The sequence below is a fragment of the Priestia sp. FSL W8-0001 genome (genome assembly GCF_038050335.1).
In the GTDB taxonomy this organism is placed as follows: Bacteria; Bacillota; Bacilli; order Bacillales; family Bacillaceae_H; genus Priestia; species Priestia flexa.
Genome location: NZ_JBBPAL010000001.1, coordinates 3255513 through 3280461, shown reverse-complemented (window position 1 = coordinate 3280461; position 24949 = coordinate 3255513). Strand labels below are relative to the sequence as shown.

Below are 24949 nucleotides of genomic sequence, written 5' to 3'. Positions count from 1 at the left end.
GATGGGGAAAAAGCCCGTTGTAATCGGTATTGCTGGTGGATCTGGCTCTGGAAAAACAACTGTTACAAAAGCAATTTATGAATATTTTAAAGGTCATTCAATTATGCTTCTAGAGCAAGATTATTATTATAAAGATCAAAGTAACCTGCCATTTGAACAACGCTTACAGACGAACTATGATCATCCTTTAGCGTTTGATAATGACCTTTTAATTGAGCACTTGCAGAAATTATTAAATTATGAGAGCATTGAAAAACCTGTATATGATTATACTATTCATACTCGCTCTCAAGAAGTTATTGTAGAAGACCCAAAGGATGTTATTATCTTAGAGGGTATCTTAGTGCTTGAGGACAAGCGTCTGCGTAACTTAATGGATATTAAACTATATGTTGATACCGATGCTGATTTGCGTATTATCCGCAGAATGTTGCGAGATATTAACGAGCGTGAGCGTACGCTAGAATCCGTAGTCGATCAATATATTTCAGTGGTACGTCCAATGCATAATCAGTTTATTGAACCAACTAAGCGATACGCTGATATTATTATCCCAGAAGGCGGTCAAAATCACGTAGCAATTGATTTGATGGTAACGAAAATCCAAACAATTCTTGAACAAAATGCGATTTTATAATAACATAGCATAGATACAGGGATTTTTTTGAAAATAAAATCGTCATATTCTATAAACAAGGTCTTCACATATAGTAGAGAAACGAGCAGCTTCTAATTTGAAGCTGTCATTTCTCTATTCACTGAGATTTTAGAATATGAAACCTTTTAGTACATACAGAAAACACTGTATAAGGCACTAATGTATTTCGATTTTATAAAGGAGTGAAGGGTTATGGCACAAGAAAAAGTGTTTCCAATGACGGAAGAAGGAAAGCTAAAATTAGAACAAGAATTAGAATATCTGAAGACGGTAAAGCGTAAAGAAGTAGTAGAGCGCATTAAGATTGCTCGTAGTTTTGGTGACTTATCAGAGAACTCTGAGTATGATTCAGCAAAGGATGAACAGGCTTTCGTTGAAGGGCGCATTACAACGCTAGAAAACATGATTCGCAATGCGAAAATTATTGAAGAAGATGTAGAGAACTCTTCAATTGTATCTCTAGGTAAATCTGTGACGTTTATTGAACTACCAGACGGAGACGAGGAAACGTATACAATTGTAGGTAGTGCAGAAGCAGATCCATTTGAAGGTAAAATTTCAAATGACTCTCCAATTGCTAAAAGCCTAATGGGCAAACAGGTTGGAGATGAAGTAACAGTTCAAACTCCAGGTGGAGAAATGGCTGTTAAAATCGTTACTGTAAAATAAATGTAAATGAATTAGCTCGTTAGAAAGAAGCGCCAACGAAACCGTTCGTTGGCGCTTCTTTTTTCTATTTTTAGAAAAAAGAAGTTTAATTCTGAATTTTATCTGTTGTATTCGTTTGAAAAAAAGCTACGTCGGCGACAATGATACAGAGTGAGGTGTATCGACATTGAGAGTAGTTCGAAAACGAATGCAATCGATTTTGATTATTATTATGTTGTTAATTTTTTTACTTATTGGCAGACTCGTTCAAATACAGCTTATTAGTACAGAATCATTTTCAAATCATAATGTTAATTTAATTGAAGAAAGCGTTCATCAGCGCACACAAGAAATGGTGGTAGATGATGGAAGAGGTAAATTTATAGACCGCAACGGTCAATCACTTACATCCGTTACGAATAATCGCCTTGTGCTGTTTCCGTTTTTAAATGAAATGCAATGGCCCATGCAACAGGTGTCTACTATTACGGGGATTTCGACAGTAGAGATGGTTACAAAGCTAAAAGATACGAAGTCTCCGGTAGCTGTTGGAGATCATCTAACAATTGATCAGTTAAAGCAAGTGAATGAATTAAAGATACCTGGAGTTTTTGGGGTACCGTTAAAGGATGAGCGTCCCGTACCTATTGCAGAGCATGTAATTGGATTAGTAAGACAAAGTCAGGAGAAAATCGTAGCACAATATGAAGATAAATTGAAAAGTGGGGAATTAAAGGCAACTACGCCAATTGGCATTACGGGCATGCAAAAAACATTTGACGAATTTCTTCTACCACAGCAAGAGTCGAAGTTGTTATATCACGTCGATCGGTTTGGAGGTCCGATGTTTGGAATTGATGTTAAGTATACGGGAGATGCTAATCCTTTTTATCCTGTAAATGTGAAAACGACTCTGGATTTGACAATTCAAGAAAAGGTAGAAGAGCTATTAGAAAAATATAACTTAAAAGAAGGCGGCGTAGTACTATTAGATATCGAAAAGAGCAACATATTAGCCATGGCTAGTAGACCTAATATCAATCAAACTCATCCGTACGAAGAAAAGAACAAGGGGCTCTATAACCGTATGCTAATGCCACAAGTCCCTGGATCTGTGTTTAAAACCGTCACAGCAGCAGCTGCAGTAGAAGAAGGGATTCTTACTCCGAATATGACGTTTAATTGCAATCAAAGCATATATGACGAATCGTTAGAGAATGATCATCAAAAAGGAATGTTATCCTTTGAAGAGAGCTTTGCACAAAGCTGTAATAAGACGTTTGCACAGCTAGCTAAGCAAATGAGTGAGAAAAAACCTGATTCATTGGACCAATATGCCCGAAAATTAGGCGTAACGGACCCGGTAGGGTGGAGCGGAGATGTGTTTCACTTTGATCATTTTACACAGCTTCAAGAAGGAAAGGGAACAGTGTGGAAGAAGGATGCCAATAAACGCGTTCCCAACGCCATTTCTCAAACTGCTATCGGTCAGCTAGATGTGAAGCTTACTCCTCTAGCAGTTGCCAATATGATGGCTACGATTGCTAGAGGTGGAGAAAAGCGACAAGTAAAAGTAGTGGATGAAATTCAGTATAAAAACAATACTTCGCTTTACACGTTTAAAAACAAAAAGTTGTCTGGTGAAAGTATAAAAAAGCCAACGGTTAAAGAACTTCAAAAGTTACTAAGCCAAGTTGTCCAAAGTGAGGATGGCACGGGAAGACGTTTTCAAGATCTTCCTTATTCAGTAGCAGGAAAGTCTGGTACTGCTGAAATTGATGTAGAAAATGAAATCGTTAATAAGTGGTTCGCTGGATACTTTCCTGCTGATAAACCTAAGTATGCCCTAGTAGTTGTTGATTTGAATACAAAAAGTACAATATCGTCTACAAATCAGATTTTTTATGATATTGTTAAAGAGATGTATGATTTAAATCATCAATAACTAAAAAGTATGTAAAAAATATTACAAAAATGCTTCAAATGAAGGTATGTGCTTCATGAATTTCCAAACACATGGTAAAATAGAACATTATAAAAGTTGGAGGAAGTTGTAGCAATGAATAACAATCGTTCTTCAAGACATCAAAACAAAGAAAAAAAGGTTAACCGATTATATAATGTGTTAATTGCCGTAGTTGCGGTATTGATTGTCTTTATCGGTGGCTCACTTATTCTTGGAGGAGGATCAGACGAGACATCTCCAGAACAAAACACAGAGCAAACACCAAAGTCAGAAAACAATAATGATACGGAGAAAAATACTCCTGAAGAAAACACAGAGGAACCTGCAAGTGATGAAGAAGCAGATGAAAACGCAACAGATGATGAAGCAACAGAGCAAGAGGAGTCTTCTGATGTAGAAGTGGAAGAAAATCCTGAGCCAGGTGTTGAAAGCCGAACTGTAGACCCATCCTGGGAGCCTGTAGGTACAGAGCAAGGTGAAAAGCCAGCAGCTACGTATGAAAAAGGTTCAACTGATTGGAATGAAATGCTTGCAGCAGTTGGAGCTGGAGTAGGCGTTAATCCAAACGATATGACAGTATGGCGTTTAGGCAACAATGGTGCTCCTGAAAAAGCAGTGGCAACAGTTAGTCCTAAAGGTGAAGGCTCGGTAAAGTATCGAGTGGAAATTGAATGGATAGAAAACGAAGGTTGGAAACCAACTGTTGTTGAAAAATTATCTTAATAAAAAAAGCGGCGCTTTCATTAGCGCTGCTTTTTTAGTTTGAAATGAACAACCGCAGAATAAAGCTTCTTACCTTGTTCATAGTCTACTGCCATTTGATGAGAAACGCTTTGAACTCCTAATAAGATGGCTTTATTTTGTTCAACTTTATCATTAATTTGTTTCTCTAAATCTTTTAAGTCATGTGATTCGAAAAACTCAATTTTGTCTTCAATCATATCAAACTGAAAATTCATCGTCTCGCTTCACCTTCTTCATCCCATATTTACCAAACTTTATTTTAGCAGGAATTCTTGCCGAAATAAATTTATTATGATAACTTAAGAACAATTAATACTTTAAATCATACTATATCTATAAGAATTATAAGGAAAAGATAAAATCGTTAAATAACAACAATTTTTTATTGTGAAAAAATAACTTAGATAGTAACAAAATTAAACATGAGGGTGAGATAAGATGGGTAGAGAGTTTTTAAACATCTTTGAAAAGTGGGCAGAAAACTATGATTCGACTGTTGAAGGACATGATCAAGAATATGAAGAAGTTTTTCGAAACTATGAAGGTATTTTACAAGCAGTTGCAAATCGTTCATCGGGAAGCGTAATTGAATTCGGTGTAGGAACCGGAAACTTAACGAAAAAGCTACTGGAAAAGAGTCTAGCAGTGACAGGAATTGAGCCTTCAAGTCCAATGCGAAAGCTTGCGGCAGGAAAGCTAGGTGAATCGGTTACTTTATCTGATGGCGACTTCTTAGCGTTTCCTGCCCCAAAAGAGCAGGTTGATACAATTGTTAGTACTTATGCTTTTCATCACTTAACAGATAAAGAAAAAGAGCTTGCGATTAGAAACTATAGCAACCTTCTACAAACAGATGGTAAAATAGTGTTTGCTGACACGATGTTTGAAACAAACGAGTCGTTTCAAGAAACAATTGAATATGCTAAGCAACATAAATTCTTTAACTTAGCGGAAGACTTAGAAAGAGAGTATTATACAACGATTCCAGTCTTAAAAAATCTTTTTGAACAAAATGGATTTGAAGCAACTTTTGAACGCTTCAATCATTTCGTTTGGATTGTGGAGGCAACGAAACAATAACAGAAAGAGGTTCGTATAATGAAAGTAGCAATCATTGGTGCTATGGAGGAAGAAGTAACGATTCTCCGAGACAAGGTAGAAAACAGAGAAGAAACAGTCATTGCAGGCTGCGAATATTCAACTGGTACAATCAATGAAATTGATGTAGTACTGTTAAAGTCAGGTATTGGAAAAGTAAATGCTGCATTATCAACAGCAATCTTACTGGAAAGATTTCAGCCTGACTATGTGATTAATACAGGGTCTGCTGGCGGCTTTCATCCAGATCTAAATGTTGGAGATGCAATTATTTCATCGGAAGTACGTCATCATGATGTTGATGTAACAGCATTTGGCTATGAGTACGGTCAAGTTCCAAATTTACCTGCTGCATATCAAGCTGATAAAAAACTTGTTGAGATTGCAGAACAAAGTGCACAAGAAGTAACGGATATGAAAGTAGCCAAAGGTTTAATTGCAACGGGTGACTCATTTATGAATGATCCAGTTCGCGTTGAGTTTGTAAGAAGCAAATTCCCAGAACTAATGGCAGCTGAAATGGAAGCTGCTGCAGTAGCTCAGGTTTGTCACCGGTTTAAAGTTCCTTTCGTTATCATTCGTGCATTATCTGATATTGCGGGTAAAGAATCAGATGTATCGTTTGATCAGTTCCTTGAAAAGGCAGCTGTAAACTCTACAAACTTAGTATTAAACTTTTTATCAAAATTAAAATAATAAATCTGTCCAATAGTACCAATACTATTTTATAGTATTGGTACTATTGGGATTTAATTCACACTAAACAGATGAGTTAACTATAGATGGAAACTTTTGCTAAAGAGGTGTTGGCATCATGGAAGTCGTAAAAAGTATCCATGAGTTAATTGGAAAAACTCCCATCGTTGAAATTACAAAATTCGCGCTTCCTAAAGATGTACGATTGTTTGCGAAGCTTGAATACTTTAACCCGGGAGGAAGTATTAAAGATCGTCTTGGAAAAGAGCTGATTGAAAGAGCCCTAGCTACAGGAAAAGTTACTGATGGTGGGACAATAGTTGAACCAACTGCAGGAAATACGGGAATCGGGCTTGCTTTAGCAGCTATTCCATACAATTTAAACGTTGTTGTATGTATCCCTGAAAAGTTTAGCATTGAAAAACAAGAGCTTATGAAAGCCCTTGGTGCAAAGGTTGTTCACACGCCTACGAGTGAGGGAATGAAAGGAGCTATTCAAAAAGCGAAGGAGCTTATCGAAACTATTCCAAACGCATATTGCCCGCAGCAGTTTGCAAACGCTGATAATCCGTTAACGTATTACAAAACGCTAGGTCCAGAGGTATATGAACAGCTGGATGGTCATATCGATATATTTGTGGCAGGAGCAGGCACAGGTGGCACATTCATGGGAACTGCTCAATATTTAAAAGAACAAAATCCATTAATAAAAACAGTGATTGTTGAGCCTGAAGGTTCAATTTTGAATGGCGGTCAAGCAGGTCCTCACAAAACAGAAGGCATTGGGATGGAATTTGTACCGGATTATATCAATACAAGCTACTTTGATGACATTCACACCATTGAAGATGATTTAGCATTTAAAGCTGTCCAAGAGTTAGCGGCAAAGGAAGGGCTTTTAGTAGGGAGTTCATCAGGAGCTGCTTTTATGGCTGCATTAAAAGAAGCACAAAAAGCTAAGCCTGGTACAAATATCCTTACTATTTTTCCAGACAGCAGTGAACGATATTTAAGTAAAAAAATTTATGATGGAGGTATTTAGATAATGAAGCGTAAAACACAGCTTATTCATGGTGGAATTGCGGGAGATCAACATACTGGAGCAGTCTCAGTTCCCATTTATCAAGTGAGCACGTACAAGCAAGAAGAAGTTGGGAAACACAAAGGTTATGAATACTCACGTACAGGGAATCCAACAAGGCATGCTCTAGAAGAACTAATTAAAGACCTCGAAGGAGGAGAAGCGGGATTTGCTTTTGGGTCGGGGATGGCTGCAGTTACAGCGGTTATGATGTTGTTTAACAGCGGTGACCATGTTATTTTAACGGATGATGTATATGGCGGTACGTATCGCGTGATTACGAAAGTGTTAAATCGCATTGGCATTGAAGCGACATTTGTTGATACAAGTGATGTTACAAACATCGAAAAAGAAATCAAAGAAAATACAAAAGCACTGTACATTGAAACACCAACAAACCCGCTATTGAAAATCACCGATATTTCGGAAGCTGCACAAGTAGCGAAAAAACATGATTTAGTAACGATTGTCGATAACACATTTAGCACGCCATACTGGCAAAATCCAATTGAGCAAGGAGCGGATATTGTTCTCCATAGCGCAACGAAATATTTAGGAGGCCACAGTGATGTTGTGGCAGGATTGGCAGTTGTAAATTCGAAAGAACTTGCAGAAGAGCTTCATTTTATTCAAAATTCAACTGGAGGTATCTTAGGCCCACAAGATTCATGGTTACTCATGAGAGGAATGAAAACGTTAGGGATTCGTATGGAGGAGCATGAAGCAAATACAAAGAAAATTGTCGACTATTTAAACAATCATCCAGCGGTACAAAAAATTTACTATCCAGGCCTTGAAAATCATCCGAACCACGCAGTTGCCAAACAGCAAGGAAGAGGATTTGGTGGTATGGTATCGTTTGATGTAGGTAGTGAGGAGCAGGCTAATAAGCTATTAACCACGGTAAAATACTTCACATTAGCTGAAAGTTTAGGAGCGGTGGAAAGCTTAATTTCTTTACCTGCTAAAATGACGCATGCTTCTATTCCAGCTGATCGTCGCAGAGAATTAGGAATAACGGATGGACTAGTACGTATATCAGTAGGTCTTGAAGATGTAGAAGATTTAATTGAAGATTTGTCAAATGGTTTAAAATAAAAGAGACTGAGACATAAGTAGTTCAGCCTCTACTATACCTGAACGATTGAGAGTTCATAACTTTTAATCGTTCAGGTTTTTTGGTTGATTGTGAAAACAATGTTGGAAACAGGGTGGAATGGAGCGTAGGACACTCGACTCCTGCGGGAAAGAGAGGGAAAACGGAGATCCCGCAGCGCAGCGAGGAAGCTCAGGTTCCTCCCCGCGGAAAGCGAGTGGCCGTAGCGCAATGGAACGAACGTGTTCAGACAAACCAAAAAGATGGGAACAGCTAGTGTTCGTCTTTTAGAAGCAATCATTTTGTTATGTCCCAAACTCTTTTGTTTACATAAATTGTCATCCTTGTGCTGGTGTTCTTTATGTTACGATAAAGATAGCGTTTCTAGTCACCACACGTACTAAGAAAAGTGCAAAGGCTTAAGGGAAGGGTGAAGCTTATGAATCAAAAAGAATTAAAATTAATTAAACAAAAAATAGAAGATTATCGACGATTTATTTATGTATTGTTAGCTACAGGTACATTTTTATATATTGGTGTATTAATTGGGCAAGGTGAAAAAACGTTTGTTCAATTAATGTTCATGTCCGGAGTAGATGTTGTTTTATTATTAGTAGCATTTTACTTTGCTTATCGAGCTAAAAAGTTAAAGAAGAAAATAAAAGATGAGCTATCATCATAACGGTGTATAAAGAAAAGTGGAAGAGAATTAATTGTTCTTTCCATTTTACTTTTTTTCTTTTTCAGCGCGATAAAACTCGTGAAACATTTTCATTAATGCGCGTTTTTCGATGCGGGAAACGTAGCTTCTAGATATATTGAGTTCCTTAGCTATTTCACGCTGTGTTTTTTCTTTCTGTAAATCAAGCCCGAATCGTCCAACAATTACCTCTTTCTCACGCTCATCAAGAATATCAATGTACTCTTTGATTTTTTCTAATTCCATATTTAGCTGAATCATATCAATAACATCATCTGATTCAGATTTTAAAATGTCAATAAGGCTAATTTCATTTCCTTCTTTGTCTTGGCCGATTGGATCGTGCAACGACACGTCCTTCTTTGTTTTCTTTAAAGCGCGTAGGTGCATTAAAATCTCATTCTCAATACATCTTGCCGCGTACGTTGCGAGCTTTGTACCTTTTCCTTGAGAATAGCTTTCAATCGCTTTGATTAAACCAATCGTTCCAATTGAGATAAGATCTTCAGCGTCTTCCCCCGTGTTTTCAAATTTTTTCACGATGTGTGCTACGAGTCGAAGGTTATGTTCAATTAATAAGTTTCTCGCTTCTTGGTCTCCTTGAGCCATTAAAGTTAAATAGCGTTTTTCTTCTGCAGCTGATAGCGGCTGGGGAAAAGCGTTATTTTTAACATACGACACAAGAAATATTAACTCTTTAAAAAAGTATCCGAGCGCTGTAATAATAGCTGACATTTTCACACCTCCAGTTAGTGTAAGCGATAAAGCCGTGACATTAAATTATATGTTAGGCGGGCTTACTATGTGCCTGTACGGTTAAAAATAACGGCAAGACAAGCGAGTTTCATAGAATTCTTTTTGAGAAGTACAGACACAATGGCCACCTGCCCATACATAAGCTATCTTTTTGAATAAATTATGAGTAATACGTATGTGAGGAGTGACAACTATGTCATATGGATATGGCGGATATGGATGTTATCCAAGCTATCCATGTTATCCATCTTGTGGCGGTGGAGGATATGGATGGGGAATAGGGTTACTGGTTGTTTTATTTGTACTACTACTTATTTTCGGCGGTTTTTACTGGTTTGGATGCTATTGGGATTAACAAAAACCTCATGCGAGCATGAGGTTTTTGTTATACTTTCTTTAGTTTAAATGTGCTCACCATTAGGAAAGATAAAATAATGGTTAAAAACATAAAAACGTAGGATGGTAAGTACGGTACAGATAAGTAGCTTAAGGTTAATAAACATCCCGCAGCTGTAATGGGCAATCCTGTAAAGTAACCGTTGTTCTCTGTAATATTAAAGCGTGCTAATCTTAGAGCACCGCATGCAATATATACAATGGCGAATACAGCCCCTGAAGCTCCGTAGCTAAATAGAATGCTTTGATATAGTAGTAGAGCAGGGGCAATACCAAATGATATAATATCGCACATGGAATCTAGCTGCTTGCCAAGTTCTGATTCAATATTTAACTTCCGGGCAACCATCCCATCAAAGCGATCAGCTAGCGCTGCAAGAAAAATAAGCAGTAGGCTGAGCTTTAACTCATCACGTAGAATGAATAAAATGGCAAAGCTACCAAGGCTTAAATTTAGTAATGTTAAAGCATTTGCTGATTGGGATTTTATCTTTTTAATTGTATGATCAAGATAATCTAATAAAAACAAGTTCCTCACTCCTTTTAGAGGATGACCTCATACAGCATAATGATAGAAAAGGTCGTAATTTCATTTTAGACGTAAACGAGAGGCTAGTAAAGAACTATTCAACTTTGGCATCTTAAAATTACAGGAACGTATGTAAAGCTTTTTAACGCTATCTAAGCAAAAAATAGAACCTATTTAAGGAAGAGGGAAGCTTGTCAAGTAGGAACGGTACCAGACAAGCTTTACTGCTCTTAAATAGGCTCTTCTATTAGTTAAGATGGAATTTGAATTGTTATTTTTAATGACCGACGTTGAATTTCTTTTTCAATCAGCTGAATGAACTCCGGGCTTAATTGCAACTGTGTAGCTTTATAATATGATTCGATAAGCAGTTCATCTGATAATTTTCGCATGATAATGCCGCCACCTCCTATAAAAAAGATAGGTGCTTTAATTCTAAGAAGTATCTCGTGTCCCAATAGAATTCTTATTCATAATGTATCATGAATTGAAATATAGAACAATCGTTCTGTTATCCACAACTATAAGTGGATAAGCTGTGAGTATTTTGTTTATAATTACCAATAATGCATAATCTATTGAAAGGTATTCTGTGAATAAAATTATCCACAGAATACCAGTTAGCATAATTTGTCGAAAAGTTTCTTGAGAAAATATCGAAGATTTTAAGGTTTTTTCATTTGTTTTTAATCATTTTATTCTTTTTTTGGTGAAATTAAGATATGATTATAGTTTGACTGCAGAAATTTCAACAAAAGCAACAGCTGATGAAAAAAGTAGTATTTAAATATAAATAACTGGTGGAAAAATGAATATCCCCCGTTATAATGATAGGCAGAAATCGTTCTTAGAACGTTATTAATATAGTTGAGGTGCATAATACGTGTTAAAACTTTTTTTACCAAACCAACATGTGAAAAGTGTATTGCAAATTAAGCCTGAGGAGTTAATCGAGCGAGGAGTAAAGGGGATTATCACAGATTTAGATAATACGCTAGTTGAGTGGGACAGACCTGACGCAACTCCTGAGCTTATCGAATGGTTTAAGTTAATGCAAGAACATGGTATTAAGATTACTATTGTATCGAATAATGTGGAAAAGAGAGTTAAGCTCTTTTCAAATCCTGTAGGGTTACCATTTGTTCATCAAGCAAGAAAGCCGATGAGAAAAGCATTTAGACGAGCACTGCGTGATATGGATCTACAAAAGGATGAAGTAGTTGTCATCGGAGACCAGCTTTTAACAGACGTGCTAGGCGGAAATCGCTTAGGTGTATACACCATTTTAGTTGTGCCCGTTGCGCAAACGGATGGATTTATTACAAAATTCAATCGTAAAATGGAGCGACGTATTTTAGCTTGGATGAAAAGAAAAGGTATGATTAACTGGGAGGAATAAAAGTGAGTGAAGAAAAGCTACAGTGCATGGGTTGTGGGGTAGAAATTCAAACAGAGCGTCCAAATGATATTGGTTATGCCCCTAAGTCTGCACTTGAAAAAGAGTTTATTATTTGTCAAAGATGTTTTCGTTTAAAGCACTACAATGAAATTCAAGACGTATCGCTAACAGATGACGACTTCTTGAAAATCCTAAATGGAATTGGCCAAACGGATGGTTTAGTCGTAAAGGTTGTAGATATCTTTGATTTTAACGGTAGTTGGCTCCCTGGTCTACATCGCTTTGCAGGCGGAAATAACGTCATTCTTGTTGGAAATAAAGCGGATTTACTTCCTAAATCTGTGAAGAAAAATAAATTGATTCACTGGATGAAGAAATCTGCAAAAGATCTTGGGTTAAAGCCTGTAGATGTCTTTTTAATGAGTGCGCATAAAGGACAAGGCATTAAGGAAGTTGCTGAAGCTATTGAGCACTACCGATTTGGAAAAGATGTTTATGTTGTTGGCTGTACAAATGTTGGGAAATCAACGTTTATCAACGCAATTATTAAAGAATTCACAGGTGAAAAAGATGTGATTACAACATCTCAATATCCTGGCACAACGCTTGATATGATTGATGTACCGCTTGATAATGGCGCATCGTTATATGATACACCTGGTATTATCAATCATCATCAAATGGCACATTACGTAGATAAGCGCGATTTGAAGCTTATTTCTCCAAAGAAAGAGATTAAGCCTAAAATTTATCAGCTAAATGAAGGACAGACGCTGTTCTTTGGAGGATTGGCACGATTAGATTATGTAAGTGGCGGTCGTAAATCATTGACGTGCTATGTATCAAACGAGTTACTTATTCATCGTACAAAGCTCGAAAAAGCAGATGCGCTGTATGAAAATCAGTTGGGAGAGTTGCTTCAACCTCCAAGACCAGAGCAGCTAAGTGAGTTTCCTGAGCTTGTTGCCCACGAATTTACAATCAAGCATGACAAGACGGACATTGTGTTCTCTGGGCTTGGTTGGGTGACGGTAAACGAACCTGGTACAAAAGTAGTTGCATACGCACCAAAAGGTGTTGGGGTATTTGTACGTGAATCACTAATTTAAATATAAAGAAGAGGGGAAATAGGTTGAAGCAGTTATATGGACTAATAGGTTATCCAGTAGGGCATTCACTTTCACCGCTTATGCATAATGATGCGTTTGAAAATTTAGGAATAGACGCTCATTATGAGGCGATTCAAATTGAGCCAGACTCCTTTAAGGTTGAAGTTGAAAAGCTAAAAAAGCAGCAGATTAAAGGGTTTAACGTGACGATTCCGTATAAAGTTGATATCATGGACCTTTTAGATGAGGTGGACCCTTTAGCTAGAGCAATTGGCGCCGTTAATACAGTTGTGAATCAAAATGGACGCTATGTTGGATATAATACAGACGGTGATGGATATGTGGCATCTCTACTGCAGCATGTAGGGGGCACATTAAAAGATAAAGCTGTTGCAATTATTGGTGCGGGAGGAGCGGCTAAAGCAATTTTTTACACGCTAGCATCTCATAAAGATAGCCCTTCCTCTTTCTATATATGTAACCGAACGGTTGAAAAAGCACAGAGGCTAATTGATCAGTTGCCATTTCAAGCTAATGCGTCAGCCATCACATTAGACGAAGCAGAAAAAAAAGTAGACACATTTGATGTCATTATTAACACAACATCTGTGGGAATGCATCCTCATGTGGAGGATGCGCCAATCGACATTCAACATATTCGCCCAGAAACAATTGTTAGTGATATTATTTACAATCCGTTAGAAACTAAGTTATTAAAAGAAGCAAAACAAAAGCAAGCATATTGTCATAATGGCGTAGGTATGTTTGTATTACAAGGCGCGCTTGCTTTTGAAAAGTGGACAGGTATCGTTCCTGACCAAAAAAAGATGGAACAAATTGTGTTAAAGAAACTTACTGAAAAGTAAAAGCATCATGGAGGTTTTTATGTTAAAAGGAAAACAAAAGCGATTTTTACGCTCAAAAGCACATCATTTATCACCAATCTTCCAAGTAGGTAAAGGTGGAGTGAATGAAAATATGATTCAACAAATTTCAGATGCACTTGAAGCGAGAGAATTATTAAAAGTTAGCATTTTACAAAACTGTGAAGAAGATCGTAATACGGTAGCAGAGCAGTTGGCTAAAGGTGCTAGAGCTCAAGTTGTACAAGTAATTGGTAACACTATCATTCTTTATAAAGAGTCACGCGAAAATAAACAAATCGTATTACCTCGATAAGAAAAGGATACCACCCTATCATACGCGTATGATAGGGTATATGTACATGTTGAGAGAAGCTTAATATGATAAAAGGAGCTATGATTTTTTGAAACGTATTGGTATTTTTGGTGGAACGTTTAACCCTCCCCATATCGGACATTTAATTATGGCAAATGAAGTATTGTTTTCATTAAAGTTAGATGAAATTTGGTTTATGCCTTCGCATATTCCGCCTCATAAAACCTTGAAACAAGAAATAGATCCCAATCATCGCTTGAATATGCTTAGTTTAGCGACTGACGGTTATTCTAAATTCCGCGTTCAGTCGATTGAATTCGAACGTAACGATATATCATATACATTTGATACGATGTGCATCTTAAAAGAAACATATCCAGATAATCAGTTTTATTTTATCATCGGGGCAGACATGGTAGAATATTTACCAAAATGGTATAACATTGAGGAGCTACAAAAGCTTGTGACATTCGTAGGGGTGAAGAGGCCTGGATATGAAATGAAATCTCCATATTCAATACTGGAAGTAGAAGCACCTCAAATGGATATCTCTTCATCATTTATACGAGAACGTATTAAAGTGCAAGGTCCCATTGACTTTTATGTGCCTTTATCAGTAAAACACTATATTGAGGAGAATCAGCTATATGAATCAGAGTGAAGCGTTAGCTGTTGTGAGAGAGCAGTTAACAGAACGAAGATATATTCATACGTTGGGAGTCATGGAAACAGCCGTAAAATTAGCCGAGCGATATGATGTGGATATAAAAAAAGCCGAATTAGCTGCAATCTTTCATGATTACGCAAAATTTCGACCAAAAGAAGAAATGAAAGCGATTATTATAAATGAAAGCATGTCTGTTCACCTTCTTGAGGCCAATACAGAGCTCTGGCATGCTCCAGTTGGTGCATTCTTAGTTGAAAAAGAAGTGGGGCTAACGGATGAGGACATATTAAATGCTATTCGCTATCACACATCGGGGAGACCAGGGATGTCGTCTTTAGAGAAAGTGATTTATGTGGCCGATTATATTGAGCCAGGTCGCAAGTTTCCTGGAGTTGAAGAAGTAAGAGAGCTTGCAGAGCAAGACTTAGATAAAGCGCTACTTCAAGCATTAAAAAATACGATTAGCTTTTTGATTAGCAAAAATCAAAGAGTTTTCCCAGATACGCTGTATACTTATAACGAATTAGTTCTAGGAGGAAACATAAATGAATGAACGCGATTTATTATCACTTGTGGTAAAAGCAGCAGACGATAAAAAAGCAGTGGATTTAGTTGCATTGAATATGCAAGGGATTTCACTCGTAGCAGATTACTTTGTCATTTGTCATGGTAATTCTGATAAGCAGGTTCAGGCTATTGCAAGAGAAGTGAAAGAGCAAGCGCATGAACATGAAATTACGGTAAAGCGTATGGAAGGGTACGATGAAGCACGTTGGGTACTTGTGGATTTAGGTGATGTTGTTGTTCATATTTTCCACAAAGACGATCGTGGCTACTATAATTTAGAGCGCTTGTGGGGAGACGCGCCTTCTGTTGACTTACAAGAAGAATTACAATCATGAGCAGCTATAAGCAATTCGCCTACGTGTACGACCATCTTATGACGGACATTCCATATGACCAATGGATTCAGTTTGTATCCCGTAAAGTTAAGCCGGGTGAAAAGCTGTCTATTCTTGATGTAGGGTGCGGAACTGGTGAGATGTCAATTCGTTTAGCCAAACAAGGCTATGAGGTAACTGGAATTGACCTATCGGATGATATGTTGGTGATTGCGCAAGAGAAAGCGCAAAACGAAGGTATCGCGTTAAAGCTATATGAACAAGATATGTCAAAACTTGAGCTGATGCAGGAGTTTGATTGTATCGTTATCTTTTGTGATTCACTTAATTATCTACAAACTGATGAACAAGTTAAAGAAACGTTTATGCGTGTCTATGAACATTTAGCTCCAGGTGGCTTTTTGTTATTTGATGTTCATTCAACGCATAAACTTAAGAATATTTTTGGGGATAATTCATTTTCATATGTAGATGATGATGTATCTTATATTTGGAACTGTGAGTATAATGAGGCTAATCAAAGCGTTCAGCATGATATGACATTTTTTGTGTATGACGAAGAAATTGAAGCGTACGACCGATTTGATGAGGTTCATATTCAGCGAACGTTATCAGAGTCTACTTATAAAGAGTGGTTAACAGAAGCTGGGTTTTCAGCTGTTGAAGTGAGCGCTGATTTTAAAGACGAGCTTCCTCATCAAAATAGTGAAAGAATATTCTTCTCTGCAAAAAAATGAGTTTGGGACATAACAAAATGATTGCTTCTAAAAGACGAACAATAGATGTTCCCATCTCTTTGATTTGTCTGAACACGTTCGTTCCATTGCGCTACGGCCACTCGCTTTCCGCGGGGAGGAACCTGAGCTTCCTCGCTGCGCTGCGGGATCTCAGTTTTCCCTCTCTTTCCCGTAGGAGTCGAGTGTCCTACGCTCCATTCCACCCTGTTTTCAACATTGTTTTCACAATCAACCAAAAAACCTGAACGATTAAAAGTTATGAACTCTCAATCGTTCAGGTATAGTAGAGGCTGAACTACTTATGTCTCAGTCTCATTTTTTTTTATAAAAAAGCAGGAATTTTGTTGAATGAAGGTGAATAATGTTGATTACGTAAAATTAAACTGCTTTTCAACGAGCTCGATATCCTCATCAAACTTCTCATGTGTTTTTTGAAACAAATGAACAAACATATCTCCAAGTTCCTCTTCTAATACTTTAATTCCTTCTCCTGTAACACCGCCCTTTACGCATACTTTCTCTTGTAAAGTAGGGAGCGTAAAAATTTCTTTTTCAAGTAATTTACCCATTCCAATAATCATATCACTAGCCATAATGGTTGCTTCTTCTTTTGAAATCTCCGTTTCTTGAACAGCAGCATCAATAAATTTCTGTAACAAGAAGCTGAAAAAAGCAGGTCCACAGCTAACAATATCCGACGATACCCTTGTAATGTTTTGTGGAATTGATACGGTTTTAGACATGCTGCTAAATAAATTTGTTAAGTAATTTTGATAAAAAGATGAACAATGATCGCCATATGTCATAAGTGATACGCCTGACAACGCACGATTTGTAATGCTTGGAATGATTCGTGCTACTTGGGTAGTCACGATGCTTTCCAGCTGCTCCACGCTTATTGGACTTGTAATCGATACAATGCAATGTTCTTTCGTTAACAGCGGTTTTATTTTTATTAAAAGGGGGTGAATATCCAATGGTTTTACACATATAAAAATAAGTTGTGAAGAACGGACAACTTCTTCCGCACAATCTCCCAGCTGAATTTCTCGGTGCTGCTTTTGAATCGTTTTTGCTTTGCCTTTTGTTCGATTTGTGATAGTTAGTTGTGAAGGATGTACGGCTTTTGACTCAATAAAGGCATCAATTAATATTCTCCCCATATTACCTGTTCCAATAAATCCTATATTCACTTGTACTTCCCTCCTTCAAAAGCCTATTCTTCTAAACAGTATGAGATTATTAATCAATTTATGACGTTAGTTCATAATCCCTTAAGGAGGAAACCATGACTTTATCGAAAAAACATTGGATTATTTTGGGTTTTATTTCGGTAGCTGTATGTGGGTTTTTAATTTATACAAATGTTTTATTTCCCCAGGTAGAAACGAGTGCTCAGGTTGGAGATGACTTTCCATTTGCTGAAAAACAAGAAAGTAGTTCTTCAACAAGAGACGTGCCTCAAAAAGATTCTACAAGTACTCAAATCGTTGTTGATGTGAAAGGTGAAGTTCAAAAACCAGGCGTATACGAGCTTGAGGCTGGCCTTAGGGTTCAGGATGCTGTCGAGAGAGCGAGTGGAATTACGAAAGAAGCGGACATGAATCAGGTAAATTTAGCAACAAAAGTAGCTGATGAAATGGTCATCTATATTCCAGCTATTGGTCAAGAGCCTCAAGTACCTGTTGCTAGTGGAGGAAGCGTTGAAAAAAGTGACAGCGGTGTAGTGAATCTTAACACAGCAACGTTAGAAGACCTGCAAACTTTAAATGGAATCGGTCCGTCAAAAGCGCAAGCGATTCTCACATATCGTGAAGAAAATGGTCCTTTTAAAACAGTGGAAGATCTGCTACAAGTCTCAGGAATTGGCGAAAAATCATTGGAGAAAATAAAAGCAGAGATAGCAATAAATTAGTGAATGCGTTGACGTCATCTCCTTTTAACCGATACACTATGTACTAGATAGCGAGACAAGAAAGTAGGGAGTAGAAGATGACAAGAATTTCGTGGGATCAATACTTTATGGCACAAAGTCATTTATTAGCATTACGCAGCACGTGTGAACGTTTAGCTGTAGGTGCCACAATTGTAAGAGATAAACGTATTATTGCAGGCGGATACAACGGATCAATAAGCGGCGGGGTGCATTGTGCAGACGAAGGCTGTTACGTCATTGATAACCATTGTGTCAGAACCATTCATGCAGAGGTAAATGCTCTGTTACAGTGTGCTAAATTTGGTGTTAAAACAGAAGATGCAGAAGTTTATGTCACGCATTTTCCTTGCTTAAACTGTTGCAAAGCACTTATTCAAGCTGGGATTAAGACCGTTTATTATGCCAACGACTACAAAAATCACCCATATGCTATTGAATTATTTGAGCAATCAGGGGTAAGATTTGAAAAAGTCGAGCTAAACGAAGCTGTCATTGATTTAAACAGTCAAGAAAAATGGAGCTTTGTAAACAGTATTTTAGAGAAGCTTCACCAGAGTAATCTTTCAAAAAAAGAAATTGCTCGCTTAGAAGACCAAGCCTTTTCGTTGTTTCAACCTTCATAAGCTAGGCACTTGGTGTCTAGCTATCTCTTTTGAATGGGAGGTGCTTTCTTGAAAGGTTTCTATTTATATATAGCAGTTAGCTCCATGTTAACCATGTTTTTAGCTTATCATCTATCATGGATTACATTCGTATTTGCACTAAGCTACGCGGTTTTTTTATACCTGAAGTGCCCACCGTATGTTTTCGTCCTTTGTGTTCTTGTTGGCGGTTTTTCTTTTGGGTTGTTTTATCTTTTTTCACTTCATCATCAAACATCTATCTCTTCCAATCAAACAATATTTACCGGTCAAATCGCTTCTATTCCTGATATTGACGGAAGCCAAGTGCGCTTTTTCTTTAGCACTCAAGGTGAGGACATATCCGTTACGTATTATATGAAAAAAGAAAGTGAAGTTAAACAGATTCAAAACCTAACGATTTATGACCAATGTATGCTAAAAGGCAAACTTTCTTCTTTTGAAGAAGGGCGAAATCCAAATGCATTTAACTACAAAGCATACATGAATACTCAGCGTATTCACTGGAATCTTAAAGCATCTACTTTTACAACCTCTTTATGCCAACCTCCTAAACGATTATCTCTCATTCAGTCCCTTTCTACCTATCGACAAAAAGGAATTGACTACCTTAAACAGACTGTTCCTCAGCCAGCTTCTTCTTTTATGCAAGCGCTCATTTACGGAGAGAGAAACCAAATCGATTCTGATTTACTCCAGCTTTACCAAAGTTTCGGGCTTATTCATTTGCTAGCTATTTCAGGACTTCACGTTGGTTTAATGACCTTTATGTTTTTTTATATACTGATTCGAGTGGGGGTTACGCGCCAGTTAGCCATAAACATTTTATTAGTAACTCTTCCTTTGTATGCTATTATCGCGGGTGGGGCGCCTTCGGTTATTCGTGCAGTGTTAATGAGCATGTTAGCATTAATTAGCATGCAGTATCAAAAAAAGATTAGTCTAACCGACAGCATAGCAATAGCATTTTTGTTAATGGTAGTTGTTAATCCATTTTATATTTTACAAGTGGGATTTCAATTATCTTTTGTGGTGACCCTTTTTATTGCGCTTAGTACACAGATTATTCTAAAGCGAATTACCTCAACTATAGCTCAGCTACTGATGGTATCGTTGGTTGCGCAGCTCGGATCGCTACCGCTGTTATTGTTTTATTTTTATGAAATTTCGCTACTAAGCCTTCCTCTTAATATGATTTATGTTCCCTTTTTTTCAACAGTCATTCTTCCACTTTGTTTGTTCACATTTATTGCTTCATTTTTCTTTTCACCCATCGGAACTATAGGTCAATGGCTACTAAATAATATATTATTACTGAGCGAATGGTTCTTGAAGCTACTACACGATGTATCTCCTGTGTTCTTAATAACAACCGGCAAGCTTTCTCTATGGGTTGTTGGACTTTTTTACATAGGTATTTACGGCGTTTTATGGTCTATGGAAAACAAGAAATATACGTCTTTTTTTAGCATAGTCACTGTCCTAATGTTTGTGGTTCAATGTCTTTTTCCGTATGTAAATCCATATGGGAAAGTGACGATGATTGACGTGGGTCAAGGAGATAGCTTGTTAATTGAGCTTCCCTATAGGCAAGGGATTTATTTAATTGATACGGGAGGTAGCGTTCCGTTTTTCAGTGAAGATTGGCAAGTACGTCGCGATTTGTTTGATGTGGGAAGGGATGTTATCATGCCAGTTTTAAAATCAAAAGGAATTCGAAAGGTAGATAAGTTATTGATTACGCATGGCGACTATGACCATGGTGGAAGTGCCAGCACGTTACTGAATCAAGTCAAAATTGAACAGGTGGTGCTGGGGAAAAAGAAGCAGTTTACAGATTTAGAACAAGATATTATCAAGCAAGCAAGGAAAGCGAATAGCGAGATTTCTTATGTTCAGAAAGGAGATCACTGGAAACAAGGAGACATTTCTTTTTATATTCTTTCACCAACAGGATCAGAAACAACAAGCAATAATTCATCTATTGTTTTGTTTACAGAGTTTGGAGGACTAAACTGGCTTTTTACAGGTGATTTAGAAGAAGCGGGAGAAAATGAGATTCTTCGCACTATTCCTTCGCTGCAAGCTGATGTGTTAAAGATTGCACATCATGGAAGTAAATCGTCTACATCACCTGCGTTTCTTCGTGCACTTAACCCCAAAATTGCTCTCATATCAGCAGGTAAAAAGAACCGTTACGGTCATCCTCATGAGGAAGTGGTTGAAAGGTTACAAGAAGCCGATGTTTTGATTTACCGAACAGATGAAAACGGTGCAATCACGTATACATTTCGAAAAAACAAAGGAACCTTTTACCCCCAACTTCCATAGTCTATATCAAGTTAAAAAAACGACTGTAGATGACAGTCGCTAAGTGTTGCTGATTTTCTATCTCGTTTACCGATTCAACTAATGAATAAAGGTTGTATTCATTAGCAGCTACTTATGAACCAAAGTAGTGAATGACCGTTGCGATAATAAATAAGGTAGTAAAAAATCCAAATGATGCGATAAATCCTACAGCCGAATCGACTGCGTCGTTTCGTTTACTTTGAACGCTTTCTTCAAATTGATTCATTGCCACCCCTCCTATTTACAGTATAATCCATGTTTTTTAAAAAATCTATAAAATATAAAGCGTTTTCCTAACATGACAACAGTTAACAATCATTGTTTGTGGCAAAAAAGTAAACGATAATTATATGGGTTTACTCATTAACAAATAAGTAACCTAGGGCTTAATTTGTTAGTGTTTATTATAAACTGAGGAGTTGCTGCTTTTAGCAATTCCTTTTTGTATTCTTGCCAAACCGTTGTCGCACCTATACCATAGAAGGTGAAGAACTATAGAATGGAGCGTAAAAAATTGGCAATAGATTCGTTGAAAACTATCAATTCTAAGGACATAAAACCCGTCTATTTATTACATGGTTTAAATGCTTTTATTATGAAAAAAGCAAGAGATAAAATTATTCAACATTCCTTATCAGATGAGGAAAAAGAGTTTAATTTATCGATATATGACTTAGAGGAAACGCCGATTGAACAAGTAATTGAAGATGCTGAAACGCTGCCTTTTTTAGGTGATAAGCGAGTGGTAATTGCCAAGAATGCTTTTTTTCTAACGGCAGAAAAATCAAAATCTAAGGTAGAACACGATGTTAGTAAATTGCAGGACTATCTTGAGCAACCCGCACCTTTTTCAACTTTAATCGTGCAAGCTCCTTATGAAAAATTAGATGAGCGTAAAAAGATAACAAAAGCGTTAAAAAAGCAGGCTACATATGTGGAAGCAAATGAATTTAATGAGCATGACTTAGTGCAGTGGATAAAAGACGTATTGCATAAAAGAAACGTGGAAATGGATGAAGATGCTAAGCAGCTCTTGCTGCAGCTTGTCGGATTAAACGTTACGATCATCACAAATGAAGTGGAGAAAATGATGCTTTATGTAGGAGATAATGGTGTCATTACGCGGGAAGTTGTACACGAGCTTGTAGCCAAAACGTTAGAACAAAATGTTTTTACACTTATTGAAGCAGTTATGAATAAAAACCTAAAAGAAGCGTTAAATATTTATCAAGATTTGCTTCGGAACAATGAGGAGCCAATCAAAATTCTATCGTTACTAGCTTCACAATTTCGCTTAATTTATCATACAAAGCAGCTTTCTGGTCAAGGGTATAGTCAACAGCAAATTGCACAAACGTTAAAAGTGCATCCTTTTCGAGTGAAAATTGCTCTTCAACAAAGTCGAAAATTTGAAGAGCCGTTGCTGCGTAGCATTATCAAAGAGCTAGCAGAAGCAGATTATGAAATGAAGACGGGAAAAATAGACAAAGAATTGCTTTTACAATTGTTTTTCTTAAAGCAAGCTGGTGTCTAGCAAAACATAAAAAAAACGATCCTATAGGGATCGTTTTTTCGCTTATTATGCAGATAAACCGTTAAGTTTTTGCGCTAAGCGAGATTTTTGACGAGCTGCAGCGTTTTTGTGGATAAGACCTTTTTGTGCAGCCTTGTCTAATTTTTTAGAAGCAACAGAGTATGCTGCTTTTGCATTATCTACATCGTTGTTTTCAACTAAAGCTTCAAAGTTTTTGATAGCAGTACGCATAGCAGATTTTACTTGGATGTTATGTGCACGACGAGCTTCAGCAGTTTTTACACGTTTGATAGCTGATTTAATGTTTGGCATTCGTTTCACCTCCCGAAATTATAACAATCGAGATTATATAGAACTCGACATTTCTTACAATAAGAACAAAGGATATTTTATCAAACCCACGGCTATAATGCAATAGCACCTAAAAGGAATTTTATCGCTCTCGTGCATGAATTAATTAGCAAGAGGTGAAACTAACTTCTATGATAATAGCTGAGGAGGGTCTGCAATGAATGAAAACTTAGACTTAAGTCAATATAGTATTCGCACTGATTTAGCCGTGGAAGCAAGAACGATGGCTGTTGAAGACAATGAAAAGCAAGCCAAGCAGTCTGAGCTTGAAGGCGTTATTTTTAAAGAGAAAGATGTCGATGGAGTAAAGGTATCTTTAGTCGAAATAACTGAACGAGGTGCCCAAACGATTGGAAAGAAAAAAGGTCGCTATCTTACTCTAGAATCTGTTGGAATTCGCGAGCAGGATACCGAAAAGCAGGAAAAGATGGAAGAAGTATTTGCCGAAGAACTAAATCATTTTATAAAAGGCTTGAATATCCCAGATGATGCAAGTTGTTTAGTAGTCGGTCTTGGAAACAGCAGCGTTACTCCGGATGCACTTGGACCAAAGACGGTCGAAAATTTATTAATCACTCGTCATTTATTTGCTCTACAGCCTGAAAGCGTAGAAGAAGGGTTCCGTCCGGTAAGTGCTATTATACCTGGTGTAATGGGGATTACGGGAATTGAAACGAGCGATATTATCTTTGGTGTTGTCCAAAAAGTAAAACCTGACTTTATTATTGCGGTTGATGCTTTAGCAGCTCGTTCAATCGAACGTGTGAACGCAACGATTCAAATTTCAGATTCAGGTATTCATCCCGGCTCTGGAGTTGGAAATAAACGAAAAGAAATTAGCTATGAAACGCTAGGTATTCCAGTAATTGCAATCGGTATACCCACAGTTGTTGATGCGGTATCAATTACAAGCGATACCATTGATTTTATTTTAAAGCATTTTGGACGTGAGATGAATGAACAAGACAAGCCTTCGAAGTCTCTTATCCCTTCTGGAATGACGTTTGGAGAAAAAAAACAGTTAACTGACGAAGATTTACCAAGCGAAGAACATCGTCAAACGTATTTAGGAATGATTGGTACGTTACCTGATGAAGAAAAGCGTCGTTTAATTCATGAGGTGTTAGCGCCGTTAGGTCATAATTTGATGGTTACACCAAAAGAAGTTGACTTATTTATAGAAGAGATGGCCAACGTGGTAGCTGGAGGGCTGAACGCAGCTCTTCACCATGAAGTGGATCAAGGAAACTTTGGATCTTATACTCATTAAAAGTGAATGAAACAAGAAGAAGTATCCCATAATGAATACTACGAAAATGAATAGGTATGTTTAGATGAAAGGAGCATTCTCATGGCGAAATTCATGATGAAGTCGCTGCTGCTAAGCGTTGTGTTATTGTTCGGTGTACTATTAGGGATGCAGACTGCCCAGCAAGGGCTAATTAAGATGAAAGGGTATGATGACCCTAGTATTCAGCAAGTTTTTACAGTTTCTAAAACGAGCGAGGGCGAAGTAGAAGCAGATGTAATGGGCAACAAGCGAGTTGTGGACCTTGAAGAAAAACAAAAGCTACTGGAAGAGCGAAAGGCATTTAACTTTTTTTCTTCAATCGGAAAAAGCTTAGCTAACGGCATACAGGCTGTTATGCAAAAAGCAGTCGAAGCTTTTCATAACCTGTTTGTATAAAACAACAAAGCAGAGCAGCCTTAATGTTTCGCTATACATTAAAGCTGCTCTGCTTTACTATTGAGCTCATCTCTCTCCTTCCTTTGA

Annotated in this window: 31 protein-coding genes; 24 read left to right on the top strand and 7 right to left on the bottom strand. The window is 37.3% G+C overall.

Annotation, left to right across the window (positions count from 1 at the left end; translation table 11 throughout):
* Position 1 precedes the first annotated feature (1 nt).
* From udk to MKZ18_RS17380, 4 genes are all read left to right on the top strand, one after another.
* Entirely contained in the window at positions 2 to 637 is a 636-nt protein-coding gene (udk, locus tag MKZ18_RS17395; protein ID WP_025911705.1) for a uridine kinase, read from the top strand.
* Between the two features lie 213 nt (positions 638 to 850).
* Positions 851 to 1327, top strand: coding sequence for a transcription elongation factor GreA (greA, locus tag MKZ18_RS17390; RefSeq protein WP_061784998.1), 477 nt, complete (start codon positions 851 to 853; stop codon positions 1325 to 1327).
* A gap of 166 nt (positions 1328 to 1493) precedes the next feature.
* Positions 1494 to 3251: a peptidoglycan D,D-transpeptidase FtsI family protein gene (locus MKZ18_RS17385; protein WP_061784999.1), complete on the top strand. Its 1758-nt coding sequence runs from the start codon at positions 1494 to 1496 to the stop codon at positions 3249 to 3251.
* Between the two features lie 114 nt (positions 3252 to 3365).
* Positions 3366 to 3995 carry a YrrS family protein gene (locus tag MKZ18_RS17380; protein ID WP_061785000.1) on the top strand — a complete coding sequence of 210 codons (630 nt, stop codon included), beginning with the start codon at positions 3366 to 3368 and terminating at the stop codon, positions 3993 to 3995.
* Positions 3996 to 4015: 20 nt separating this feature from the next.
* Here MKZ18_RS17380 and MKZ18_RS17375 read toward each other — a convergent pair whose 3' ends face one another.
* Positions 4016 to 4231, bottom strand: coding sequence for a YrzA family protein (locus MKZ18_RS17375; RefSeq protein WP_025911695.1), 216 nt, complete (start codon positions 4229 to 4231; stop codon positions 4016 to 4018).
* A gap of 223 nt (positions 4232 to 4454) precedes the next feature.
* Between MKZ18_RS17375 and MKZ18_RS17370 the strand changes: the two genes are divergently transcribed.
* The 5 genes from MKZ18_RS17370 to MKZ18_RS17350 all read left to right on the top strand — a co-directional run bounded on the left by MKZ18_RS17370 (position 4455) and on the right by MKZ18_RS17350 (position 8669).
* Positions 4455 to 5096, top strand: coding sequence for a class I SAM-dependent DNA methyltransferase (locus MKZ18_RS17370; RefSeq protein ID WP_061785001.1), 642 nt, complete (start codon positions 4455 to 4457; stop codon positions 5094 to 5096).
* An 18-nt stretch (positions 5097 to 5114) separates the two neighbouring features.
* On the top strand, positions 5115 to 5810 hold the full coding sequence (gene mtnN, locus MKZ18_RS17365; RefSeq protein WP_341344582.1) for a 5'-methylthioadenosine/S-adenosylhomocysteine nucleosidase: 696 nt from the start codon (positions 5115 to 5117) through the stop codon (positions 5808 to 5810).
* A 118-nt stretch (positions 5811 to 5928) separates the two neighbouring features.
* Positions 5929 to 6852 (top strand): PLP-dependent cysteine synthase family protein, encoded by a 924-nt coding sequence (locus MKZ18_RS17360; protein ID WP_025911691.1) that lies wholly within the window; start codon positions 5929 to 5931, stop codon positions 6850 to 6852.
* 3 nt (positions 6853 to 6855) lie between these two features.
* Positions 6856 to 7989 carry a bifunctional cystathionine gamma-lyase/homocysteine desulfhydrase gene (locus tag MKZ18_RS17355; RefSeq protein WP_341344581.1) on the top strand — a complete coding sequence of 378 codons (1134 nt, stop codon included), beginning with the start codon at positions 6856 to 6858 and terminating at the stop codon, positions 7987 to 7989.
* Between the two features lie 437 nt (positions 7990 to 8426).
* Positions 8427 to 8669 (top strand): YrhC family protein, encoded by a 243-nt coding sequence (locus MKZ18_RS17350; protein ID WP_025911689.1) that lies wholly within the window; start codon positions 8427 to 8429, stop codon positions 8667 to 8669.
* 45 nt (positions 8670 to 8714) lie between these two features.
* Here the strand turns inward: MKZ18_RS17350 and sigK are convergent, their stop codons facing one another.
* Positions 8715 to 9422, bottom strand: coding sequence for an RNA polymerase sporulation sigma factor SigK (gene sigK, locus MKZ18_RS17345; protein WP_035321368.1), 708 nt, complete (start codon positions 9420 to 9422; stop codon positions 8715 to 8717).
* A 214-nt stretch (positions 9423 to 9636) separates the two neighbouring features.
* On the opposite strand from sigK, the gene MKZ18_RS17340 reads away from it, so the two are divergent.
* A complete protein-coding gene (locus MKZ18_RS17340; RefSeq protein WP_167556103.1) occupies positions 9637 to 9798 on the top strand; it encodes a hypothetical protein in 162 nt (53 codons plus the stop codon).
* Positions 9799 to 9828: 30 nt separating this feature from the next.
* Here the strand turns inward: MKZ18_RS17340 and pssA are convergent, their stop codons facing one another.
* Together pssA and MKZ18_RS17330 are read right to left on the bottom strand one after the other, a co-directional pair.
* Positions 9829 to 10368, bottom strand: a complete 540-nt coding sequence (gene pssA, locus MKZ18_RS17335) for a CDP-diacylglycerol--serine O-phosphatidyltransferase (protein ID WP_025911688.1) — start codon at positions 10366 to 10368, stop codon at positions 9829 to 9831.
* A 251-nt stretch (positions 10369 to 10619) separates the two neighbouring features.
* A complete protein-coding gene (locus MKZ18_RS17330) occupies positions 10620 to 10760 on the bottom strand; it encodes a sporulation histidine kinase inhibitor Sda (protein WP_025911687.1) in 141 nt (46 codons plus the stop codon).
* Positions 10761 to 11251: 491 nt separating this feature from the next.
* On the opposite strand from MKZ18_RS17330, the gene MKZ18_RS17325 reads away from it, so the two are divergent.
* From MKZ18_RS17325 to MKZ18_RS17290, 8 genes are all read left to right on the top strand, one after another.
* Positions 11252 to 11767, top strand: coding sequence for a YqeG family HAD IIIA-type phosphatase (locus MKZ18_RS17325; protein ID WP_061786499.1), 516 nt, complete (start codon positions 11252 to 11254; stop codon positions 11765 to 11767).
* A gap of 2 nt (positions 11768 to 11769) precedes the next feature.
* Entirely contained in the window at positions 11770 to 12876 is a 1107-nt protein-coding gene (yqeH, locus tag MKZ18_RS17320; protein ID WP_025911683.1) for a ribosome biogenesis GTPase YqeH, read from the top strand.
* Between the two features lie 23 nt (positions 12877 to 12899).
* The gene (gene aroE / locus MKZ18_RS17315) at positions 12900 to 13742 is read left to right on the top strand and encodes a shikimate dehydrogenase (protein ID WP_061786500.1); all 843 of its coding nucleotides are present in this window, start codon (positions 12900 to 12902) and stop codon (positions 13740 to 13742) included.
* Positions 13743 to 13761: 19 nt separating this feature from the next.
* Positions 13762 to 14055, top strand: a complete 294-nt coding sequence (yhbY, locus tag MKZ18_RS17310; RefSeq protein ID WP_025911680.1) for a ribosome assembly RNA-binding protein YhbY — start codon at positions 13762 to 13764, stop codon at positions 14053 to 14055.
* Positions 14056 to 14143: 88 nt separating this feature from the next.
* Positions 14144 to 14716, top strand: a complete 573-nt coding sequence (locus MKZ18_RS17305; protein ID WP_025911679.1) for a nicotinate-nucleotide adenylyltransferase — start codon at positions 14144 to 14146, stop codon at positions 14714 to 14716.
* Positions 14703 to 15275 carry a bis(5'-nucleosyl)-tetraphosphatase (symmetrical) YqeK gene (yqeK, locus tag MKZ18_RS17300; protein ID WP_025911677.1) on the top strand — a complete coding sequence of 191 codons (573 nt, stop codon included), beginning with the start codon at positions 14703 to 14705 and terminating at the stop codon, positions 15273 to 15275. The genes MKZ18_RS17305 and yqeK overlap by 14 nt, the downstream gene beginning before the upstream one ends.
* Positions 15268 to 15624, top strand: coding sequence for a ribosome silencing factor (rsfS, locus tag MKZ18_RS17295; RefSeq protein WP_025911675.1), 357 nt, complete (start codon positions 15268 to 15270; stop codon positions 15622 to 15624). The genes yqeK and rsfS overlap by 8 nt, the downstream gene beginning before the upstream one ends.
* Positions 15621 to 16361: a class I SAM-dependent DNA methyltransferase gene (locus MKZ18_RS17290; protein WP_138116617.1), complete on the top strand. Its 741-nt coding sequence runs from the start codon at positions 15621 to 15623 to the stop codon at positions 16359 to 16361. The genes rsfS and MKZ18_RS17290 overlap by 4 nt, the downstream gene beginning before the upstream one ends.
* A gap of 368 nt (positions 16362 to 16729) precedes the next feature.
* Here the strand turns inward: MKZ18_RS17290 and comER are convergent, their stop codons facing one another.
* On the bottom strand, positions 16730 to 17554 hold the full coding sequence (gene comER / locus MKZ18_RS17285; protein ID WP_061784769.1) for a late competence protein ComER: 825 nt from the start codon (positions 17552 to 17554) through the stop codon (positions 16730 to 16732).
* Positions 17555 to 17649: 95 nt separating this feature from the next.
* Here comER and MKZ18_RS17280 point away from each other — a divergent pair, with 95 nt between their 5' ends.
* From MKZ18_RS17280 to MKZ18_RS17270, 3 genes are all read left to right on the top strand, one after another.
* A complete protein-coding gene (locus tag MKZ18_RS17280; protein ID WP_061784768.1) occupies positions 17650 to 18276 on the top strand; it encodes a helix-hairpin-helix domain-containing protein in 627 nt (208 codons plus the stop codon).
* Positions 18277 to 18353: 77 nt separating this feature from the next.
* On the top strand, positions 18354 to 18920 hold the full coding sequence (locus tag MKZ18_RS17275) for a ComE operon protein 2 (protein ID WP_025911670.1): 567 nt from the start codon (positions 18354 to 18356) through the stop codon (positions 18918 to 18920).
* Between the two features lie 48 nt (positions 18921 to 18968).
* The gene (locus MKZ18_RS17270) at positions 18969 to 21269 is read left to right on the top strand and encodes a DNA internalization-related competence protein ComEC/Rec2 (RefSeq protein ID WP_061784767.1); all 2301 of its coding nucleotides are present in this window, start codon (positions 18969 to 18971) and stop codon (positions 21267 to 21269) included.
* A 112-nt stretch (positions 21270 to 21381) separates the two neighbouring features.
* Here MKZ18_RS17270 and MKZ18_RS17265 read toward each other — a convergent pair whose 3' ends face one another.
* Positions 21382 to 21516 (bottom strand): YqzM family protein, encoded by a 135-nt coding sequence (locus tag MKZ18_RS17265; RefSeq protein WP_025911668.1) that lies wholly within the window; start codon positions 21514 to 21516, stop codon positions 21382 to 21384.
* Between the two features lie 273 nt (positions 21517 to 21789).
* Between MKZ18_RS17265 and holA the strand changes: the two genes are divergently transcribed.
* Positions 21790 to 22824: a DNA polymerase III subunit delta gene (gene holA / locus MKZ18_RS17260; RefSeq protein ID WP_224839995.1), complete on the top strand. Its 1035-nt coding sequence runs from the start codon at positions 21790 to 21792 to the stop codon at positions 22822 to 22824.
* A gap of 45 nt (positions 22825 to 22869) precedes the next feature.
* On the opposite strand, the gene rpsT is transcribed toward holA, so the two are convergent.
* Entirely contained in the window at positions 22870 to 23136 is a 267-nt protein-coding gene (rpsT, locus tag MKZ18_RS17255; protein ID WP_025911665.1) for a 30S ribosomal protein S20, read from the bottom strand.
* A gap of 196 nt (positions 23137 to 23332) precedes the next feature.
* Between rpsT and gpr the strand changes: the two genes are divergently transcribed.
* Both gpr and MKZ18_RS17245 read left to right on the top strand, forming a co-directional pair.
* The gene (gpr, locus tag MKZ18_RS17250) at positions 23333 to 24445 is read left to right on the top strand and encodes a GPR endopeptidase (RefSeq protein WP_061784766.1); all 1113 of its coding nucleotides are present in this window, start codon (positions 23333 to 23335) and stop codon (positions 24443 to 24445) included.
* Between the two features lie 81 nt (positions 24446 to 24526).
* On the top strand, positions 24527 to 24862 hold the full coding sequence (locus tag MKZ18_RS17245) for a DUF3679 domain-containing protein (protein ID WP_025911662.1): 336 nt from the start codon (positions 24527 to 24529) through the stop codon (positions 24860 to 24862).
* Positions 24863 to 24949: the final 87 nt, after the last annotated feature.

Bases quoted from the DNA above. Each gene is read 5' to 3' on its own strand.
- MKZ18_RS17330 (WP_025911687.1), bottom strand. From the start codon at position 10,760: ATGCGAAAATTATCAGATGAACTGCTTATCGAATCATATTATAAAGCT.
- MKZ18_RS17380 (WP_061785000.1), top strand. From the start codon at position 3,366: ATGAATAACAATCGTTCTTCAAGACATCAAAACAAAGAAAAAAAGGTT.
- MKZ18_RS17360 (WP_025911691.1), top strand. From the start codon at position 5,929: ATGGAAGTCGTAAAAAGTATCCATGAGTTAATTGGAAAAACTCCCATC.
- yhbY (WP_025911680.1), top strand. From the start codon at position 13,762: ATGTTAAAAGGAAAACAAAAGCGATTTTTACGCTCAAAAGCACATCAT.
- MKZ18_RS17370 (WP_061785001.1), top strand. From the start codon at position 4,455: ATGGGTAGAGAGTTTTTAAACATCTTTGAAAAGTGGGCAGAAAACTAT.
- rpsT (WP_025911665.1), bottom strand. From the start codon at position 23,136: ATGCCAAACATTAAATCAGCTATCAAACGTGTAAAAACTGCTGAAGCT.
- MKZ18_RS17265 (WP_025911668.1), bottom strand. From the start codon at position 21,516: ATGAATCAATTTGAAGAAAGCGTTCAAAGTAAACGAAACGACGCAGTC.
- MKZ18_RS17350 (WP_025911689.1), top strand. From the start codon at position 8,427: ATGAATCAAAAAGAATTAAAATTAATTAAACAAAAAATAGAAGATTAT.
- MKZ18_RS17280 (WP_061784768.1), top strand. From the start codon at position 17,650: ATGACTTTATCGAAAAAACATTGGATTATTTTGGGTTTTATTTCGGTA.
- MKZ18_RS17355 (WP_341344581.1), top strand. From the start codon at position 6,856: ATGAAGCGTAAAACACAGCTTATTCATGGTGGAATTGCGGGAGATCAA.
- greA (WP_061784998.1), top strand. From the start codon at position 851: ATGGCACAAGAAAAAGTGTTTCCAATGACGGAAGAAGGAAAGCTAAAA.
- MKZ18_RS17245 (WP_025911662.1), top strand. From the start codon at position 24,527: ATGGCGAAATTCATGATGAAGTCGCTGCTGCTAAGCGTTGTGTTATTG.
- yqeK (WP_025911677.1), top strand. From the start codon at position 14,703: ATGAATCAGAGTGAAGCGTTAGCTGTTGTGAGAGAGCAGTTAACAGAA.
- holA (WP_224839995.1), top strand. From the start codon at position 21,790: ATGGAGCGTAAAAAATTGGCAATAGATTCGTTGAAAACTATCAATTCT.
- udk (WP_025911705.1), top strand. From the start codon at position 2: ATGGGGAAAAAGCCCGTTGTAATCGGTATTGCTGGTGGATCTGGCTCT.
- mtnN (WP_341344582.1), top strand. From the start codon at position 5,115: ATGAAAGTAGCAATCATTGGTGCTATGGAGGAAGAAGTAACGATTCTC.
- MKZ18_RS17290 (WP_138116617.1), top strand. From the start codon at position 15,621: ATGAGCAGCTATAAGCAATTCGCCTACGTGTACGACCATCTTATGACG.
- MKZ18_RS17375 (WP_025911695.1), bottom strand. From the start codon at position 4,231: ATGAATTTTCAGTTTGATATGATTGAAGACAAAATTGAGTTTTTCGAA.
- rsfS (WP_025911675.1), top strand. From the start codon at position 15,268: ATGAATGAACGCGATTTATTATCACTTGTGGTAAAAGCAGCAGACGAT.
- MKZ18_RS17275 (WP_025911670.1), top strand. From the start codon at position 18,354: ATGACAAGAATTTCGTGGGATCAATACTTTATGGCACAAAGTCATTTA.
- MKZ18_RS17340 (WP_167556103.1), top strand. From the start codon at position 9,637: ATGTCATATGGATATGGCGGATATGGATGTTATCCAAGCTATCCATGT.
- sigK (WP_035321368.1), bottom strand. From the start codon at position 9,422: ATGTCAGCTATTATTACAGCGCTCGGATACTTTTTTAAAGAGTTAATA.
- gpr (WP_061784766.1), top strand. From the start codon at position 23,333: ATGAATGAAAACTTAGACTTAAGTCAATATAGTATTCGCACTGATTTA.